The sequence below is a fragment of the Natronorubrum thiooxidans genome (assembly GCF_900156475.1).
Classification (GTDB): domain Archaea; phylum Halobacteriota; class Halobacteria; order Halobacteriales; family Natrialbaceae; genus Natronorubrum; species Natronorubrum thiooxidans.
In genome coordinates, this window is the sequence record NZ_FTNR01000008.1 from 154,382 (window position 1) to 172,091 (window position 17,710).

Sequence of the window (17,710 nt, forward strand, 5' to 3'; positions counted from 1 at the left end):
TGGCTTAACGGTTTGGCAGGCATTCGCGATGTGAGACGACCGTCCCCCGGTCGAGGTCGTTCGGGAGCATCCCAACGGAGTCAGCCGAGTCGTCGAAACCGACACTGACAGCGGACCGTGACGTGTCCAGCCTATGGAATCGGTGACAACCGGGACACCTATTTCCGTCCTGACGGTACGTTCGGCCATGACGATGACACGGCGACGACTGTGTTCGGTCGGTGCAGCACTCGCGCTCGTCGGTGCAAGCGGCTGTCTCGGTGGGGATGAGACGGAGACCGGTGGGTCAAACGGTGACGAGTGGACGTGGTCGGGAGCACTCCCAGTCGAATCCGTCGTCCAGCATCACGACCCGTCCTGTGGCTGCTGTCACGAATACGTCGACTACCTCGAGCGCCACGAAATCGACGTCCAGGTGGAATCGACGGACAACCTCGAGGCCGTCAAACGCGAGTTCGGCGTCCCGGAGGCGGCGATGAGCTGTCACACCATCGAGGTCGGCGACTACCTGGTAGAGGGTCACGTCCCGCTCGAGGCGATCGAGGAACTGCTCGCGGACGAGCCGGCCGTCGACGGCATTTCTGCACCGGGAATGCCCCAATACTCGCCGGGCATGGGACCGCGCGGTGACGAGCCGTTGACGATCTACGCGTTCGAGACGTCGGGCGAGTTCTCCGAGTACACCACAGTCTGAACGCGACCGGACCGGCGTCGTCTCGAGCGGTTATGAGTCCGACACGCTTATTCGCGACGCGCGACGAAACACGTGTAGTGAGCACCGAGACGCCCGATCCCACCGAAACCGACGCGTTCGAGCAGGTCTGTGAGACGATCGTCGAGCGAATTCTCGCGGGCGAGATCGAGCGCGACGACGTCGAGACGGCCAAACTCGAGGCCTGTTCGGAGCACTCGGCGCCGAAGGTGCCGAAGAACTCCGAACTACTCGATTACGCGCCCAACGAGCACCGCGAGGAACTGCAGACGGTCCTCCAGCGCAAACCCGTCCGCACCGCCTCAGGCGTCTCGCCGGTTGCGATCATGACCTCGCCCGAGCGCTGTCCCCACGGGAAGTGTCTCTACTGTCCCGGCGGCCCCGACTCGGAGTTTTCCTCCTCCCAAAGCTACACCGGCGAGGAACCCGCCGCGGCCCGCGGCGTCCAGAACGACTACGATCCCTACGGGCAGGTGACGCTGCGACTCGAGCAACTGCGCGAGATCGGCCACCCCGTCGACAAGGTCGAACTCATCCTGATGGGCGGGACGATGACGGCTCGCAGCCACGACTACCAGGAGTGGTTCGTCAAGCGAGCGCTCGAGGCGATGAACGACTACGACGTCGAAAAAGAGCCCGAACCGGCCGAAGGCGAAAGCTTCGCACAGGACTCATCGGAGTACGAATGGCAGTACGTCGAGGACGTCATCGAGGAAAACGAGACGGCCGATATTCGGAACATCGGGACGACCTTCGAGACCAAACCCGACTGGTGTGACCCCGAACAGATCGACCGGATGCTCGAACTCGGCGGGACGAAAGTCGAGGTCGGCGTCCAGACCACTTACGAGCGGATCAACCGGGAGATGCACCGGGGCCACGGCGTCGCCGAATCCATCGAGGCCAACCAGCGCCTGCGCGACTCGGCGTTCAAAGTCGGCTTCCACATGATGCCCGGCCAGCCCGGAATGTCAAAGGAGATGTGTCTCGAGGATTTCCGGCGGATCTTCGAGCAAGCGCAGTGGAAACCGGATTATCTGAAGATCTACCCGACGCTGATCGTCCGCGGGACGGCGACCTACGACTGGTGGCACAACGGCGAGTACGACCCGCTCGACAACGACGAGGCCGCCGACCTCGTCGCCGAGATCAAGGACATGATCCCGCGCTACACCCGACTCCAGCGGGTCCAGCGCGACATTCCGGCCGACTTCATCGACGCCGGCGTCTGGAAGTCCAATCTCAGACAGCTCGCTCGCAAACGGATGGACGAACATGGCTGGGAGTGTGAGTGTATCCGCTGTCGCGAGGCCGGCATGAACGACGCCGAACCCGAGGAGATCGACCTTGACGTGATGACCTACGACGCCTGTGGCGGGACGGAACACTTCATCTCGATCGAGGACTTCGACCAGGACCTCCTGATCGGCTTCTGTCGGCTCCGGTTCCCGAACGACCCGGTCCGGCCGGAACTCGAGAACGCGGCGCTCGTCCGGGAACTCCACGTCTACGGATCGGAAGTCGCCGTTGGAACCGACAGCGAACTCGACCAACACCAGCATCAGGGCTACGGCAAGCAACTGATGAATCGTGCCGAGGAACTCGCCGCCGACGCTGGCTACGACAAAGTCAGCGTCATCTCCGGTATCGGCGCGCGGGAGTACTACCGGGAGAAACTCGGCTACCACCAGGACGGTCCCTACGTCAGCAAACGACTCCGGTAGCACCGGCGGCCGAACTGGCACGCACTGGTCCCCATCACCTCGAGTGCGTGCGCTCGAGAACGGGTAACAATTTCCGGTTGCGGGGCCCTAATACAATCTTCCACGGCAGAAAATTTATACTGTGGCAGAGATAACGTTTCATGTGCCGACAATCGTCGGCACCGTTGTCATCACTCCCCACCCGACAACGGAACTGAGTTGCCTCTCAACACACACCGTAAACTCCCCAACTCGTTCGTCCCCCACCGAACGAGTTCCCCACGGTGTGTCTTTTGTATCGTCCCCGCAAAGAGACGGGTTCGCATTGGCTCCAGCCACCACTTGGTTGTAGTAGACAGATATAATACCACACTCACGGTACTCTCGAGACGAGATGGCGTTCAGCGATCGACTGCTCGAAGACGGGGCTCATATCTGGGACGCACAGCGAGAGCACCCGTTCGTTCGCGAACTCGCGGCGGGAACGCTCGACGAGGCTGCGTTTCGCCACTGGGTGACACAGGATTATCGGTATCTGCTCGATTACGCGCGGCTGTTTTCGATCGGAGGCTCGAAGGCCCGCGACGAGGCGACGATGACTCATCTGCTGGGCGTCGCTCATGAAGTCCTCGACCACGAGATGGACCTCCACCGGGAGTTCGCCGCCGACTACGGTATTTCGCGCGCCGAACTCGAGTCAGTCGAGAAAGCGCCGACCTGCGTCGCCTACACGAACTTCCTCGTGCGGACGGCCTACGAGGGCACGATCGCCGAAATCGCGGCCGCGCTGTTCCCCTGCATGCAGGGGTATCTCGACGTGGCCGAACACATGGCTGCCCTCGCCGAGCAAGAGCATCGGTACACGCCCTTTATTGAAATGTACACCAGCGACGAGTTCCGCGAGGCCACCGCGTGGTGTCGGGAGTTCGTCGACGACTGCGGCGAGCAGTATCCGGGCGACCACGACGCCATGCGCGAGGCGTTTCTCACGAGCGCAAAACTCGAGTACCGGTTCTGGGAGATGGCCTACACGCTCGAGGGGTGGGAACTGGGTGGATCATAATGGCCGGGTTCGGTCGCGACACACCCACCGAAATCGCCCTCCGAGAGGGATGCGAACTGACTGCTCAAAAAGGAGACCGTTAGCAGTAGTAGACCCAGAAGACGTGCTCATCTGAGCATTCGACTTTCGTGTATTCACCGAAGGCAGCGACGTACGGGCTGACTTTCAGTTCCACGTCCCGGTCAGGGACTGGGATACTACTGTGCGTCCCACATTTCGGACACGCAACGTCCTGTGTCTCTGTTACTTGCATCACTACCGCCGGCGACTATACATCACGAATAAATATAAACAATGGCTCTGTCGACCTGATAGATAGCCTGCTTAGTCGATCGTGACCTCGAGTTCGAGCACGCCGAGGTAGTCGGGTGCGCCGCCGCCGGTCGTCCGGAACTCCGTCGGCGTCGAGCCGATGTAGTCGTAGAGTTCGGACTGGCTCTGTGGGATCACCGGCGTGCCGTCGTCGCGTTTGAGATAGGCGGGAGCGTCCGTACTCTGGATTCGCTCGAGTCGCTCGTCCCAGTCGCTGCCCGAGTAGAGGAAGACGCCGAAGGAAAACCGGCCGGCGGCGAGGGCGTCGTGTTTCGACTCGAAGAGGTCACCCTCTTCGCTCTTGTACTCCTCGTCGCTGACCCACGCGAGCGCCGCCACATCGTCGGTCTGGAGCAGGTACAGGTCCCAGCCGAGTTGGGCGTCGAACACCGCCCAGGTGTTTCGGGGGCCGATCGTGTCGACTTCGACGCTAAAGGCGGGTCGGCCGCGCGCGCCGGCCGGTTCGTGGACGAACGTGGCGTCGTAGCCGGGGGCGCGGATGCCGCGGTCGTGGTAGACGATCCCGTCGACGTCGATGTCGGCCTCGAGTTGGTCGACGATGGAGCGAACGGAGAACGCCCCCTCGTCCTCGAGGTGGTCGACGAACGTCTGAAAGCGGGAGACGTCGGTCCACGGGCGCTCCTCACGCGAACTCATCGGCACTCCCCTCCGTATGTTGGCTGGCCGCGGTGGCAAGCGATGTCGACAGCGTCGTACATACCGTTATGGAGGTACCGGGTGCGGATTAGCCTTTCCGACCGCGGTCTCGACCAGATAGCGCCGTCGCCGCCGACGCCACGTCGGAGCGACACGTCTTTTTGACCGCGCCGGGCAGGTGTACGTATGGATCCAAAGCGCGAGCTGACGAGCGTCGACCTCGCTGCCCTCGTCGGGGAACTCGGGGCCTACGAGGGCGCAAAGCTCGACAAGGCGTATCTCTACGGCGACGATCTCGTCCGACTCAAGATGCGAGATTTCGACCGCGGCCGCATCGAACTCATCCTCGAGGTCGGCGAGGTCAAACGCGCCCACACGGTCGCCCCCGAGCGGGTACCCGATGCCCCCGGGCGACCGCCGCAGTTCGCGATGATGCTCCGGAACCGACTCTCCGGGGCTGACTTCGCCGGCGTCGAGCAGTACGAGTTCGACCGCATCCTCGAGTTCGTCTTCGAGCGCGAGGACGGCACGACTCGGATCATCGTCGAACTGTTCGGGCAGGGAAACGTCGCCGTCACCGACGGCGAGTACGAAGTGATCGACTGTCTCGAGACGGTGCGACTCAAGTCCCGAACCGTCGTGCCGGGCTCGCGGTATGAGTTCCCCGACAGCCGACTCAACCCGCTGACAGTCTCCCGAGAGGTGTTCGACCACGAGATGGAGGATTCGGATACGGACGTCGTCCGAACGCTCGCGACCCAACTCAACTTCGGCGGGCTCTACGCCGAGGAGCTCTGTACCCGCGCCGGCGTCGAGAAAGGGATGGATATCGATGACGCCGACGAGGACGACTACGATCGGCTCTACGAGGCCGTCGAACGGCTCGCGCTCGACTTGCGAAACGGAAACTTCGACCCGCGACTCTACCTCGAGGACGGGGAAGACGGCGACGATGACGACGAGAACGACGACGAGAACGCCCGCGTCGTCGACGCGACGCCGTTCCCACTCGAGGAACACGCTGAACTGGCGGCCGAGCCCTACGACTCGTTTTTGACTGCGCTGGACGACTACTTCTTCCGGCTGGAACTCGACGACGAGGAGGAGCCGGACCCAACGACCCAGAAGCCCGATTTCGGCGAGGAGATCGCCAAATACGAGCGGATCATTGACCAACAGCAGGGCGCGATCGAGGGGTTCGAACAGCAGGCCGACGACCTTCGGGAGCAAGCTGAGTTGCTGTACGCCGAGTACGGTCTCGTCGACGACATCCTCTCGACGATTCAGGAGGCCCGCGCACAGGACCGTCCCTGGGACGAGATCGAATCGCGCTTCGAGGAGGGGGCCGAGCGCGGCATCGAGGCCGCCGAGGCGGTCGCCAACATTGACAGCAGTGAGGGGATCGTGACGGTCGACATCGACGGCGAGCGGATCGACCTCGTCGCCCACGATGGCGTCGAGCAAAACGCCGACCGGCTCTACACCGAGGCAAAGCGCATCGGGGAGAAAAAGAAGGGCGCGCTGGCCGCCATCGAGGACACCCGAGAGGATCTCGAGGACGCAAAGCGTCGCCGCGACGAGTGGGAGGCCGACGACGAGGACGACGAGCAAGCCGACGATGAGGAAGCCGAGGAGAAAAACTGGCTCGAGGTGCCGTCGATCCCCATTCGGGAGAACGAGCCGTGGTTCGATCGCTTCCGCTGGTTCCACACCAGCGACGGCTATCTCGTGATCGGGGGTCGCAACGCCGACCAGAACGAGGACCTCGTCAAGAAGTATCTCGAGCCCGGCGATACGGTCCTGCACACGCAGGCCCACGGCGGCCCCGTCACCGTATTGAAGGCGACGGACCCGAGCGAAGCCTCGTCCTCGGACATCGAGTTGCCCGACTCGAGTATCGAGGAGGCTGCCCAGTTTGCCGTCTCCTACTCGTCGGTCTGGAAGGACGGCCGCTATGCGGGTGACGTCTACGCCGTCGACTCCGATCAGGTGACGAAAACGCCCGAAAGCGGCGAGTACCTCGAGAAAGGTGGCTTCGCGATCCGGGGCGACCGCACCTACCACCGCGATACGCCGGTCGGCGTCGCGGTCGGCATCCAGTGTGAGCCCTACACCCGCGTCATCGGCGGCCCGCCATCGGCAATCGAAGGAACCGCGGAGTCGATGATCGAACTCGAGCCGGGACGCTACGCCCAGGCGGACACGGCAAAGCGACTCTATCGGCGCTTCCGTGAGGAGTTCGAAGACGAGTCGTTCGTTCGCAAGATCGCCAGTCCCGATCGAATTCAACACTTCATGCCGCCGGGCGGCAGCCGGATCGCCGAGGAGTGACTGGTCGGAGCGGGCCAGCAACTCGGCGTGGAAGCAGTTATCGAACCGTCCTCGAGGAAGCGATTTTTGTTCCGGGAACGCCACCGAGACACCTCTAGACGGGGTTATACTATGGCTAGTGTTTTTTGTCGACGAGCGATGGCAAGAACAGTACTGAAGCCAATGAGTGAGACATCAACTGACACGGGAATTCCTCTTCATCTGTCCGACGCTACCCTCGATCGATTCGATGGGGACGACGTCGTCTGCCTGGTCGACGGGGAGCATTATCCGCCGGTGACGACGGCAACGCTCGACGCACTCGAATCGAACGGCGCGATCGTCTCCGGACTCGTCTTTCTGGGTGGGACCGAAAAGATCGAGAATCCGACGGCGGAGTTAGCAACGACCGGAACCACAGACGCCGCCCAGATCTACACTGGGAAGGCCGCGGACGGGGACGTTCTCGAGGCGATCGAACGGGCGATTCTCGAACAGGACCCGTCGTTCGTCGTCGACCTGTCGGACGAACCGGTCGTGACCTACGAGGACCGATTCGAGATCGCATCGACGATCCTGACCCACGGCGTCGACTACGTCGGCGCGGATTTCGTCTTCGAGAGTCCCGAGGCGAACGACGTGCTCGAACAGCCGAGTCTCTCGATTATCGGGACGGGAAAACGGATCGGCAAGACCGCCGTGGGCGTCTCGATCGCCCGAACGATGGACGAGGAGGGATACGATCCGACGATGGTCTGTATGGGTCGTGGTGGGCCGCCCGACCCGGTTGTCATCGACACGAGCGAACGGACGATCGACGCGGATGCACTCATCGAACTGGCGGAACGCGGGGAACACGCCGCGTCGGACTACCTGGAAGACGCGCTGCTCGCCGGCGTGCCCACCGTCGGCTGCAGGCGGTGTGGTGGCGGCATGGCTGGCAATCCCGTCGCCTCGAACGTCGTTTCCGGTGCCGAGCAGACGGTCGACCTCGCCGACGGCTTCGTTATCATGGAAGGATCGGGTGCGACGATGCCCCCGGTCGAGACGGATGCGAGGATCGTCCTCATCGGGGCGGCCCAGCCGCTCGAACACATTTTACAGTATTTCGGCCAGTACCGCGTGCAAACGTCGGATCTAGCGGTGGTGACGATGTGCGAGGAACCGCTTGCAAGCGACGAGAAGGTCCGACAAATCGAAGAGGGGATCACCAGCATCGCCCCGGATCTCGAGTATCTGTTGACGACGTTCAGACCGGAGCCTGGCGAAGACGTCTCCGGGCGATCGGTCTTCGTCGCCACGACCGCGCCGGAGTCGGTCGCACCCACGATCGAAACAGCTCTCGAGGAGGAACACGGCTGCGACGTCGTTGGCCTCAGCACCAACCTCTCGAACCGGCCCAAACTCCGAGCTGACCTGGACGAGGGAATGGGTGAGGCCGACGTGTTGCTCACCGAGATCAAAGCCGCCTCGATCGACGTCGCCGGGCGATACGCGAAGGAGAACGGACTGGAGATCGTGTTCATGCACAACGAGGCGACGCCGATCCGTGGGAGCGTCGACAGCCTGGACGCGGGGGTGCTCTCGCTGTGTGAACGAACGCTCGCCGACCGTCAACCGGAGGAATGACGGACGTACGCAAAGACGGGAACAGACATCCGTTCTCGAAGGGCATTCTCGCCACCTCGCTGGCGATTACCGGATTGCCCCTCGAGAAACGATACGAGATCGTCAGGGAGATCGATCGCGAACTCGATCGGGTCGAGGTCGTCCACTCGAGGGAGATCCAACAGCAGGTACAACGGAAACTCCAAGAGAGAGGGTTGCAGAGAGCAGAGAAATTTTACAGGGTAACCAGACAGCTGTCTGGGCTGGAGAAACCGCTGTTTATTCTGCTGGGTGGCACCGCAGGGATCGGCAAGTCGACGCTCGCCGTCGAACTCGCTCACCGACTCGACATCAACAGGATCATCGAAACCGACACTGTCCGCGAGATCATGCGAAATATGGTGTCGACGGAACTGGTCCCCTCTCTGTACCGGTCCAGTTTCAATACCGACGAAACGGTGAAAGCCGACCTGGTGGACGACCCCCTCATCTACGGGTTCAACCAGCAGGTCAACGTCGTGAGCACAGGGGTCAAGCCGGTCATCGACAGAGGCGTCGAAGAGGGCGTGAACTCGATTGTCGACGGCGTCCACGTTGTGCCGGGATATCTGGGGATGGCGGATCGGGACGACTGTCATACGTTTCAGTACGTTCTCGAGGTGCCGGACAAAACGGAACACGCCAGACGGTTTCAGAGCAGAGCGAACACGAGCAACCGGAACGCCGAACGGTACCTCGAGAACATCGAAGACATTCGGACGCTTCAGGAATACATCGTCGAGGAGGGAAAACGGAACGGAGCGACGATTATCGCCAACGAAAATATGGAACAGACGATCGAGGAGATCATGGACGACGTGACGACCGAACTGGGGCCGATGGTGGCGTCTCAGGCCTGACATGGAGCGTCGAATCCAGTCGTGGCGGTTGGTTCGGCCCTGCAGTCACCGACTGGGCAGCGACGAACTGCGACGGGGTGGGTTCGGACTCTCGCCGCCGGCGACCGGAAAAACGATGGCGGGCGATGTACCCGAATACACGTCACTCACAGACGATGCACGCACGGTCGAACGGTCTAGCAAATACCGAGAAAGATGGTAGTCGCAGACCTCCACGTCCACACGACGAACTCGGATGGATCGCTGACGCTGGCGACGCTCCCCGAAGCCGCTGAACGGGCCGGCGTCGAGGCTGTTGCAGTCACCGATCACGATCGAGTTCACCCCGATCTGGATCGGCCGCTGACGACACTCGAGGGGTTCGAGATCGTTCACGGCATCGAACTGGGCGTGACGACCGGAGCGCTGCGCGTCGACCTGCTCGGCTACGGCGTCCGGCGAACGGAACGCCTGCAGGAACTGCTCGAGACGGTACAGGCGAATCGGGTCGAGCGCGCGCGACAGATCGTGGCCTGCGTCGAGGATGAACTCGGCGTCGAACTAGCCGTCGACGTCGAACCCGGAATCCACCGAACGCACATTGCCCGCGCGATCGACCGCAGCGACGCGCCGTACGATTACCGACGGGCCAGAGACGAACTCATCGGAGACGGCTGTCCGTGCCACGTCCCGCGGACGGTTCCCGAATTCGATCGCGGACGGCGCGTGCTCTCGGAAGCCTGTGGGCTGGTCGGACTCGCACACCCGCTTCGGTACGCCGAACCCGAGCATGCACTGGCGCTGACCGCGGATCTCGACGCCGTCGAACTCGCCTATCCCTACGACCGGGCCGTCGACGTTGCGCCCGTTGAGGCGGTGATCGATGACCACGACCTGGTGCCGACAGGTGGGAGTGACGCCCACGACGACCGACTCGGACGAGCAGGGGTCGACCGATCGACCTACGATCGCGTTCGATCAAAAATACTGGAGGGAGACGGGCTGGCGTAACAGATCAACAACCTCAACATGGGTCGCGGTCGCTCCGGTCGTGACGTACAGCACTCAGCTGTCGTTCCTCGCGACAGTCATGTTACCAGTCACCATTGCATTCATGGGTGCTACTGGAGCACAGTGGAGGTCTATATACTCCTCCCCGTGGCTCATATACAGCGTTATTTACTCTCGATGGTTCGTGAAACATGTGGCGAAAGCCGTGGTTGATCGGTGGAACGAACAGTCGCCGATTGTAGCAGCGTACAACACTCGAGAGACGTCCGAACTGAGAGAGATGAGCGCAGCCAGCCGGATCGGGCCGTCAACGCTGGCGACAGATGTTACACCGTTATAAAAAGCATGAACGATCGAACGCCGAGAGTCATCCGTGCGCACTGACGACCCATACTGCAACTGCCGTGTCGATCCGCGGCCGGCATCGATGCCTTCATCGAACCCCCACAACCCACACAAAAATGAGGAATACCCGCTCACGAGCTAGCCGACCGCCCGTCGCAATGAATCCCTACGCTGACGTCGACTGGGAGACTACCGACCAGTGTCTCTCCCAGTTTCACCTCCACGAGCCGCGAAACTGGATCGATCCGGAGTCGGCCACTCACGACCCACCCGGCGAGATAGCCGACGGCGGGGACCGAGAGCGATCCTCGCCCGGCGATCTCATCGACAAGTACCAGTTCGCCGGCTACAGTGCCCTCGCCGTGACCGAACACGAGTACTACGTCGACGGAACCAAGCACAAAGGCGAGCCCTTCTTCGAGGATCTCGACGTGACCAGCTGGCCGTGGTCACAGTGGGAGCGCCACGGCGAAGCAGGCGACATGATTCCGATACAGGGTGCCGAGTTGCGCGGAACCGTTGCGGGGATCGACGAGCGCCACGACATCGTGAGTCTCGGAACCGATCTGGGACACGGTCGCGGACAATCCCTCCTGCAAGTTGCCACCGAAATCGACGAGCGTGGGGGCGTCTCGTTTCTTCCACACCCCGGCCGATATCCCCAGCCCGAAGGCCTCGAAGCCTACCGGGAGTTATTCGAGCGGGTCGACACCGTGCTCGGCGTCGAGGCGTTCAACGCGCGGGATCGATATCCCAGCTGTCGAGACATCTGGGACGAGTTGCTCGTCGAGTTCGGATCTCGACGACCGATCTGGGCGTTCGCAAACGACGATTATCACGCCAGACCACGGTCGCCAGAAACCGAGCGCTTCGATCGCTCTCGAACCGTGCTATTGCTCGACGAGCAATCGCCAGCAGGCGTCATCGACGCGTTGCGGGCCGGCCGAAGTTACGTTCAGTACAACGGAGACAGTATTGCCCCAGCAATCGACTCGATCAGCGTCGACGACGATCGCGCCCGCGTCGCGTCGCCGGCGGCGACGTCGGTTCGGTGGATCGGTGACGGCGAACCGATCGACACCGGAACCACCCTCTCGCTGAGCGACGTGTCGAGCACGTACGTTCGCGCTGAAGCTTCCGGTCCGGGTGGTTCGGTGAGCTGTACACAACCGCTGTTTCTCTCCTGAGACGGTTCAGTCGGTCGAGTCCGCGTTCGCCTCCTGCTTGTCGACCCACCGCTGCTGAGATTCGTCGTAGGAAGCCCCAAGGGCGATCAGGAAGCCGATGATCGCGGTCACGACCGCGATGGCTCCGACGGCGACGATGGCGACCGACAGGAGTTCCCCGGGCAGAACCTGTGCCGAGGTCAACAGTGACACCGCCGTCACGGCTGCAATCAACGCGAGTAGGCGACCGAAGCGCCCGGTGTCGAGTCCCTCACTGGTTTCGTCGGTGTCAGTGCCAGTGTCCAGCAGTTCGTTGATGATACCGTTGTACTCGTCGTCACGGGAGACGTTGCCGAGCGAGTGGATCGAATGGGAGACCCACAGCCCAGCGGTGAAGTTGAGCAAGGCGACGAAGGAGACGAGCCCGATCTGTCCTCCGACGAACAGCCCTGCCAGAATCGCGTTGGCGAACGTGACCACCATGATCGCGTGGACTGTGAGTGACCGCGCCCCAAAGTCTTCGAGAAGTTGGACGTGTGCGAGTTTCATACTCTCTAGTGGCTTCGAGCGTGCATACCTTGCGCCCCTTACTATGCTACACTATACCAAACGTGACTGTGGTGCGAGTCGATACGAACCCCGGTCGAAACCGAGACGCCCCGTCGCCTGGGGCGACTCGAGTCGAGTGCCGCTCGAGGGATCGCAGCCCACTTACCGATACCACGCAAACCCACGGCCATGCAGATCAAAGACCGGGAGCACGTCGAGGGCGGGCGCGAACGGGTGACCGTCGTTCCCGAAAGCGTCGACGACCTCTGGCACTTGCAGTACGTCTTAGAGCCCGGCGACCGCGTCGCAGGTGATACGACCCGGCGGATTCAGCGCAACGACGACCAGATGCGTGATACGGGCGGCGAGCGCGAACATATGTGGGTCGCCATCGCCGTCGACGACATCGAGTTCCACAAGTTCGCGAATCGGCTCCGGGTCGGCGGCGAGATCGTCGCCTGCTCGCGGGAAGACCAACTCGGATTTCATCACACCCTGAACGTCGAGGAGCGCGACGAGCTATCCATCGAGAAACGGTTCAAACCGGACCAGGAGGCCCGCCTCGAGGAAGCCGAGGAGGCGACCGAAAACCCCGACGTCGCGATCGCGACCGTCGAGGAGGGGCAGGCCCACGTCCACACAGTCGCCCAGTACGGCACCGAAGAGCGGGCGACGATCACCGGGACGACCGGCAAAGGCGAGTACTCCCGCGGGCGCTCGGAGCTGTTCGCCGAACTCGGCACGGTCCTCAAACGGCAGGATGCGGACGCGATCATCCTCGCCGGGCCGGGCTTTACGAAACAGGACGCCTACAAGTATTTCGAGCAGAACGAGCCCGAAATCACCGAGCAGATCACGATGGTCGACACCGCAGCAGTCGGCGACCGCGGCGTCCACGAAGTGCTCAAACGCGGTGCCGTCGCCGACGTCCAACAGGAGACTCGCATCGAGAGCGAGGCCGAATACATCGACGAACTCACGAAACGGATTGCGGAGGGCGCGAAAGCAGCCTACGGTCCCGAGGAGGTCAAGCAGGCCGCCGAGTTCGGCGCGATCGAACGGCTACTCGTCCTTGACGACCGACTCCGGAAAGAACGTGGCCCCGACGGCGAGTGGGCCATCAACGTCGACGACATCGTTCGGACGGCCGAACAGAAAGGCGGCGAGGTCACAGTCTTCTCGAGCGAGTTCCCACCCGGTCAGCAACTCGCCAATCTCGGCGGGATTGCGGCACTGCTTCGATATCGACTCGAGTGAAGGCGAGTCGATTGCCGGCGACGCGGTTTCGAGGGGGAGACTCGGTCAGTCGGCGTCGGGCTGTACCTCGTCGCTTGCTTCGATCAACTGGATCAGCACGGACGCAAACAGCGAGTCGGCGCTCCAGATCGCCGTCTCGCTGAGGTCGCCGTCGACGACGCTCAACAGGAGGCTCTTGTTGTCGACGATGACGATCCGGCCCGACCGCTGGTCGTCGTCACGGTGGGTCGGTGGGATCGCAGTCTCGACACCTTCGAGCGCTCCTAGTCGCTCTTGGACTGTGTCCGTGCGGCTGAGTACGAGCACCGACACGCCGGCGGCGGCCTGCTCCTCGAGTGTCCGTTCGATCGAATCCGTGACGAGCGATGGCAGCCGCGTCCCGAAGACGATCGTCTCCTCGGCTTGCGAGAGCAGATCGACGACGCGGTCGTCGACGCGGTCGCGACTGCGAACGGTCCAGATATCCTCCTGAGTCTCCTCGGTCGCCGACTCCTGTTTGACCGCGTCGACGTACTCGAAGGCCCGCTCGCGTTCGCGTTCGAACCGTTCCTCGAGCGTGGTCTGTGCTTCCTCGATGCTCACCGGCCGATAGCGGATCGGGTTCGACTGCTGGATCTCGAGCAGGCCACGGTCCTCTAGGCTCTCGGCGACGCTGTAGACCTGCGAGCGGGGAACGTCGGTGACGCTGGCGACGTCGCGTGCCGTCCCGGAGCCCAGTCGGTGGAGGGCGATGAAGACCTTGGCTTCGTAGCTAGTGAGCCCGAGTCGCTCGAACGCGTCGACGGCCTCGCTTTCGTCGGCAGTCACTGGTCGTCACCTCGTGGCTCGTCGGCTGTGTCCGGTTCGATACCGCCGTCGCTCGCCGTCGGCGCTTGGGTAGTCGCCCCCGACATCGCAAAGGAGACGTCCGGGCCGAAGTATCGCGTCCAGAACACCAACATCGCCGGGAGGACGATAACGCTCGCGAGGAACGCGTACGTGATCGTCAGGCCGGTGATGATCCCGAACTGCCGGAGCACGGGCAGGATGGCAAAGGCGAGGGTACCAAAGCCACCGACGGTCGTCGCGGCACTGCCGAGCAGCGCACCCCCGGTTCCCGTCACGGTCGTCTGCATCGCCGACCAGACGTTGCCCTGTCGCTCGAGTTCGAGCGTATACCGGGCGCTGACGTGGATGCTGTAGGCGACGCCGAGCCCGACCGTGAGGCTGGTGATCATCCCCGTCAACACGTTAAACGGCATGCCGATGAGATACATCGTTCCAAGGATCCAGCTCACCGAAAACGCGACCGGCAACAGCGTCACGGCCCCGAGCGTCGCGCTGTTTCCGGTCAGCCGGTAGGCGACTGTGAGGAACACGAAGACGGCCACGAGCGTGATCAGCAGGCTCTGAAGCACCGTCTCGAGCAGGTCCTGCTCGACGATGTAGCTCACGATGGGGTCGCCAGTCGCGATCGCGTTCAGTTCACCAGGTCCGGCGTCGATGTTGCGCTGATCGCCGGTGCCGCTGGCGTCGAGTTGGCCCGCAATGGCGCGCATGTCGTCGGTCGTCTGGTCGAAGCCAACATCGCCACGGGTAGCGATAATCAACCGCGCCGACTCGTACTCACCGTCATCAGTCCGGTAGAGGACGGTGCTTGCGCCGGCTTCGTTGACCTCGAACAGGTCGTCGTACAGCGCTTCGACGTTCTGGTCAGGGACGTCGTCGCCGTCCGTATCGGCAGCGTGGAACGACTCGTTGAACGACTCGTTTTGAGCCGCCGTCTCTTCCATTACCGACAGCGGTCCTCGAACGTCCGCCTCGCCGTTCGCGAGCGTGTAGACGGAATCGGTTGCAGCTGCTTCGTCCTGTGCGTCGGCGATCTGCTGTAAGCTGTCGTCGTCGGAAATATCCCCTTCGATGAGTATCTGCGCTTGCGTGTCATCCCGCTGGAAGTTTTCGTTGACGAAATCAAGATCATTTTTCGCCTGATACTCGCCAGGAGCCATCCCAGCCGGGAGGTTCTCGGTCCAGGCGGGCGGGCTCTCAGCGAGGAAGTCCTCCTCGTTGAAACTGGTATCGACCTCGCTCGCGCCGTAAACACCGCCGGCAGTGAGCAACAGCGCCACAACCAGAATAACGAGCGGTGCCTTTCGTGCCGCGGTCGACCCGAGCGTGAGGGCACTGGCGAAACGCCCCCCACCGGTTCCGAACGCGCGCTTCTGTCGGCTCCAGCCGCGTGCCTCGAGTGCCGAGTCGATCTCGACTTTGAGGGCGGGGATCAGCGCGCCGAAGATGATCAGGGCCGCAATGATCCCGATGGAGCTGACGATCCCGAACTCCCGAATGGGACCGATCGGGCTGACGAGATTTGCGAGGAAGCCAATTGCAGTGGTGGCCGTCACCCAGATGAGCGCGACGCCGACGCCTGCCAGCGCGATGGTCATCGATCCGCGGACGGTACCCGATATCCCGTCCAGTTCGCGTTGCTCGCGGGTCGCGTCGCTTCCCGCTCGCTCATCCAAGACCCGTTGGGTCTCGCGTTGCTCTCGATGGCGCATAAAGACGTGAATCGCGTAGTCGATCGAGAGCCCGATCAGTAACACCGGCACCGCGATCATCATCTGGTTGAAGGCGATTCCGGCCCAGCCCATGAAGCCGAACGTCCAGACGAGCACGGCGAGGATGCCAACGACGCCCAGCGCGATGTCGAGTGGATCGCGGTAGGCGACCGACAGTGCGATCACGACGAACAACAGCGCGAGCGGGCCGACGATCGCGAGACTGTCGCCCATCGACCGTTCGATCTCGTCGTTGATGATCCCGAACCCGAAGACGAGATACTCCTGTTCGTTCTGGTTGGCGAGGTCACGAAGATCGAGTTGGGCGTCGAGCGACGGACTGGAGCCACCGCCACCCATCCCCATCTGATCGCCAGCCATCTGCTGGGAGACCAGCGTCATGCGAGCGTCGGCATCGGTCGTGCCGGGCTCGTAGGACGTCGGCATGAACGCCAACCCAGCCCCGCCGTTGTCGCCGTCGTCGGACAGCGTCTGGACGAGTACCTCCTCGAACTCTTCCTCATTGAGGTCCTCGAGCGCCTCGATCTGTGCCTCAAGCGACGGTCGCTCGTCGCCGCTCTCCTCGAGTGCTCGCTGATCGTCCTCGAGCTGAGCTGAGTCTTCTTCGAGCGCCTGCTGGTCCGCTTCGAGCCGGTCTGCGTCCTCCTCGAGTTGCGCGTACTCGTCTTCGAGGACGCCGACCGTCGCGCCGGCGTACACGTCCTCGAGCGCCTCGGTCAGCTCCTGATAGTCGTCGGCGACTTCGGGATCGCTGGCCGGATCGTCATACTGTTGCTCGAGCGCCCAACGATCGGCCTCGATCTCTCGAGCCTGGGTCGCTTGCGATTCGTACTCGGCGGTCTGCTCGTCGTCGAGGTCGGCTGCCTGTGCTGTCTGGGCGATCGTGCCGTTGATTTCGGCCGCAGTTCCCGCGGCGGCCTCGGTCTCACCGTTTGCCAGCTGGGCCTGGCGCTGGCGTTCGAGTGCGACCGTCTCGTTGAGCCCGTCCTCGAGCGTCTCGCTTCTGGCCTCGAGGGCGGCCTCACGCTGTTCGAGCTCTGCACCTCGCTGTTCGAGGTCTTCACCCCGCTGTTCGAGTTCGGCCCCTCGCTCCTCGAGGTCGGCAATCTGTTCGTTGGTGATCGCCGTAATCGCGACGAGGTTCTCGACGCCGGTGATCGAGTCGTTCTCGACGAGCGTCGCATTGATCGACTCGTTGGCGTGAATCTCCTGTTGGAACTCGAGTGACTCGAGCAGTGACTCCTGTGTCAGGACGTCATCGCCTCTCGCGATCAGCTGTACTGCAGTCGTATTTTCGTCACCTTCGGCGTCGAATCGATCGTCGATATCCTCGAGCGCTTCGGCCTCCGGCGAGTCGCCTTCGAACTGCGCGAGCGAGGAGTCGTCGTCGACCATCGGCATTCCCGCACCCACGAGTGCCGTCGTCAACAGCAGGGCAACGATCACGACTCGAGAATGCGTGGTCACGACATCCGAGAGACGATTCGGGATGCTCATCCACGTATCGCCTCGAAATCCGTCGACTGATGTTGTAGGACCATTCTGTTGTTATGATCCTACAAACTACGGGTATATACT

General features: G+C 62.6%; 14 protein-coding genes. 9 read left to right on the forward strand and 5 right to left on the reverse strand.

Annotated features, from left to right (window positions below; translation table 11 throughout):
- Positions 1–187: 187 nt before the first annotated feature.
- The 3 genes from BW940_RS12450 to tenA all read left to right on the forward strand — a co-directional run bounded on the left by BW940_RS12450 (position 188) and on the right by tenA (position 3,478).
- Positions 188–694 carry a DUF411 domain-containing protein gene (locus BW940_RS12450; protein WP_076609538.1) on the forward strand — a complete coding sequence of 169 codons (507 nt, stop codon included), beginning with the start codon at positions 188–190 and terminating at the stop codon, positions 692–694.
- A gap of 77 nt (positions 695–771) precedes the next feature.
- Positions 772–2,436 carry a tRNA uridine(34) 5-carboxymethylaminomethyl modification radical SAM/GNAT enzyme Elp3 gene (locus tag BW940_RS12455; RefSeq protein WP_076609574.1) on the forward strand — a complete coding sequence of 555 codons (1,665 nt, stop codon included), beginning with the start codon at positions 772–774 and terminating at the stop codon, positions 2,434–2,436.
- Between the two features lie 373 nt (positions 2,437–2,809).
- Entirely contained in the window at positions 2,810–3,478 is a 669-nt protein-coding gene (gene tenA / locus BW940_RS12460; protein ID WP_076609539.1) for a thiaminase II, read from the forward strand.
- Between the two features lie 79 nt (positions 3,479–3,557).
- Here the strand turns inward: tenA and BW940_RS21825 are convergent, their stop codons facing one another.
- Entirely contained in the window at positions 3,558–3,731 is a 174-nt protein-coding gene (locus BW940_RS21825) for a hypothetical protein (protein WP_173834888.1), read from the reverse strand.
- Between the two features lie 71 nt (positions 3,732–3,802).
- Positions 3,803–4,447: a hypothetical protein gene (locus BW940_RS12465; RefSeq protein ID WP_076609540.1), complete on the reverse strand. Its 645-nt coding sequence runs from the start codon at positions 4,445–4,447 to the stop codon at positions 3,803–3,805.
- 186 nt (positions 4,448–4,633) lie between these two features.
- Here BW940_RS12465 and rqcH point away from each other — a divergent pair, with 186 nt between their 5' ends.
- From rqcH to BW940_RS12490, 5 genes are all read left to right on the forward strand, one after another.
- On the forward strand, positions 4,634–6,778 hold the full coding sequence (gene rqcH / locus BW940_RS12470; RefSeq protein ID WP_076609541.1) for a ribosome rescue protein RqcH: 2,145 nt from the start codon (positions 4,634–4,636) through the stop codon (positions 6,776–6,778).
- Positions 6,779–6,940: 162 nt separating this feature from the next.
- Positions 6,941–8,386: a cyclic 2,3-diphosphoglycerate synthetase gene (locus BW940_RS12475; protein WP_235847802.1), complete on the forward strand. Its 1,446-nt coding sequence runs from the start codon at positions 6,941–6,943 to the stop codon at positions 8,384–8,386.
- Positions 8,383–9,264, forward strand: coding sequence for an AAA family ATPase (locus BW940_RS12480; RefSeq protein ID WP_076609542.1), 882 nt, complete (start codon positions 8,383–8,385; stop codon positions 9,262–9,264). Before BW940_RS12475 ends, BW940_RS12480 begins: the two co-directional genes overlap by 4 nt.
- 195 nt (positions 9,265–9,459) lie before the next feature.
- Positions 9,460–10,254: a PHP domain-containing protein gene (locus BW940_RS12485; RefSeq protein ID WP_076609543.1), complete on the forward strand. Its 795-nt coding sequence runs from the start codon at positions 9,460–9,462 to the stop codon at positions 10,252–10,254.
- Positions 10,255–10,757: 503 nt separating this feature from the next.
- Positions 10,758–11,786: a CehA/McbA family metallohydrolase domain-containing protein gene (locus BW940_RS12490; RefSeq protein ID WP_076609544.1), complete on the forward strand. Its 1,029-nt coding sequence runs from the start codon at positions 10,758–10,760 to the stop codon at positions 11,784–11,786.
- A 6-nt stretch (positions 11,787–11,792) separates the two neighbouring features.
- On the opposite strand, the gene BW940_RS12495 is transcribed toward BW940_RS12490, so the two are convergent.
- Entirely contained in the window at positions 11,793–12,314 is a 522-nt protein-coding gene (locus tag BW940_RS12495) for a hypothetical protein (protein ID WP_076609545.1), read from the reverse strand.
- Positions 12,315–12,503: 189 nt separating this feature from the next.
- Here BW940_RS12495 and BW940_RS12500 point away from each other — a divergent pair, with 189 nt between their 5' ends.
- A complete protein-coding gene (locus BW940_RS12500; protein WP_076609546.1) occupies positions 12,504–13,571 on the forward strand; it encodes an mRNA surveillance protein pelota in 1,068 nt (355 codons plus the stop codon).
- A 45-nt stretch (positions 13,572–13,616) separates the two neighbouring features.
- Here BW940_RS12500 and BW940_RS12505 read toward each other — a convergent pair whose 3' ends face one another.
- Together BW940_RS12505 and BW940_RS12510 are read right to left on the reverse strand one after the other, a co-directional pair.
- Positions 13,617–14,378 (reverse strand): TrmB family transcriptional regulator, encoded by a 762-nt coding sequence (locus tag BW940_RS12505; protein WP_076609547.1) that lies wholly within the window; start codon positions 14,376–14,378, stop codon positions 13,617–13,619.
- Positions 14,375–17,629 (reverse strand): MMPL family transporter, encoded by a 3,255-nt coding sequence (locus BW940_RS12510; RefSeq protein WP_076609548.1) that lies wholly within the window; start codon positions 17,627–17,629, stop codon positions 14,375–14,377. The genes BW940_RS12505 and BW940_RS12510 overlap by 4 nt, the downstream gene beginning before the upstream one ends.
- Between the last annotated feature and the right edge of the window lie 81 nt (positions 17,630–17,710).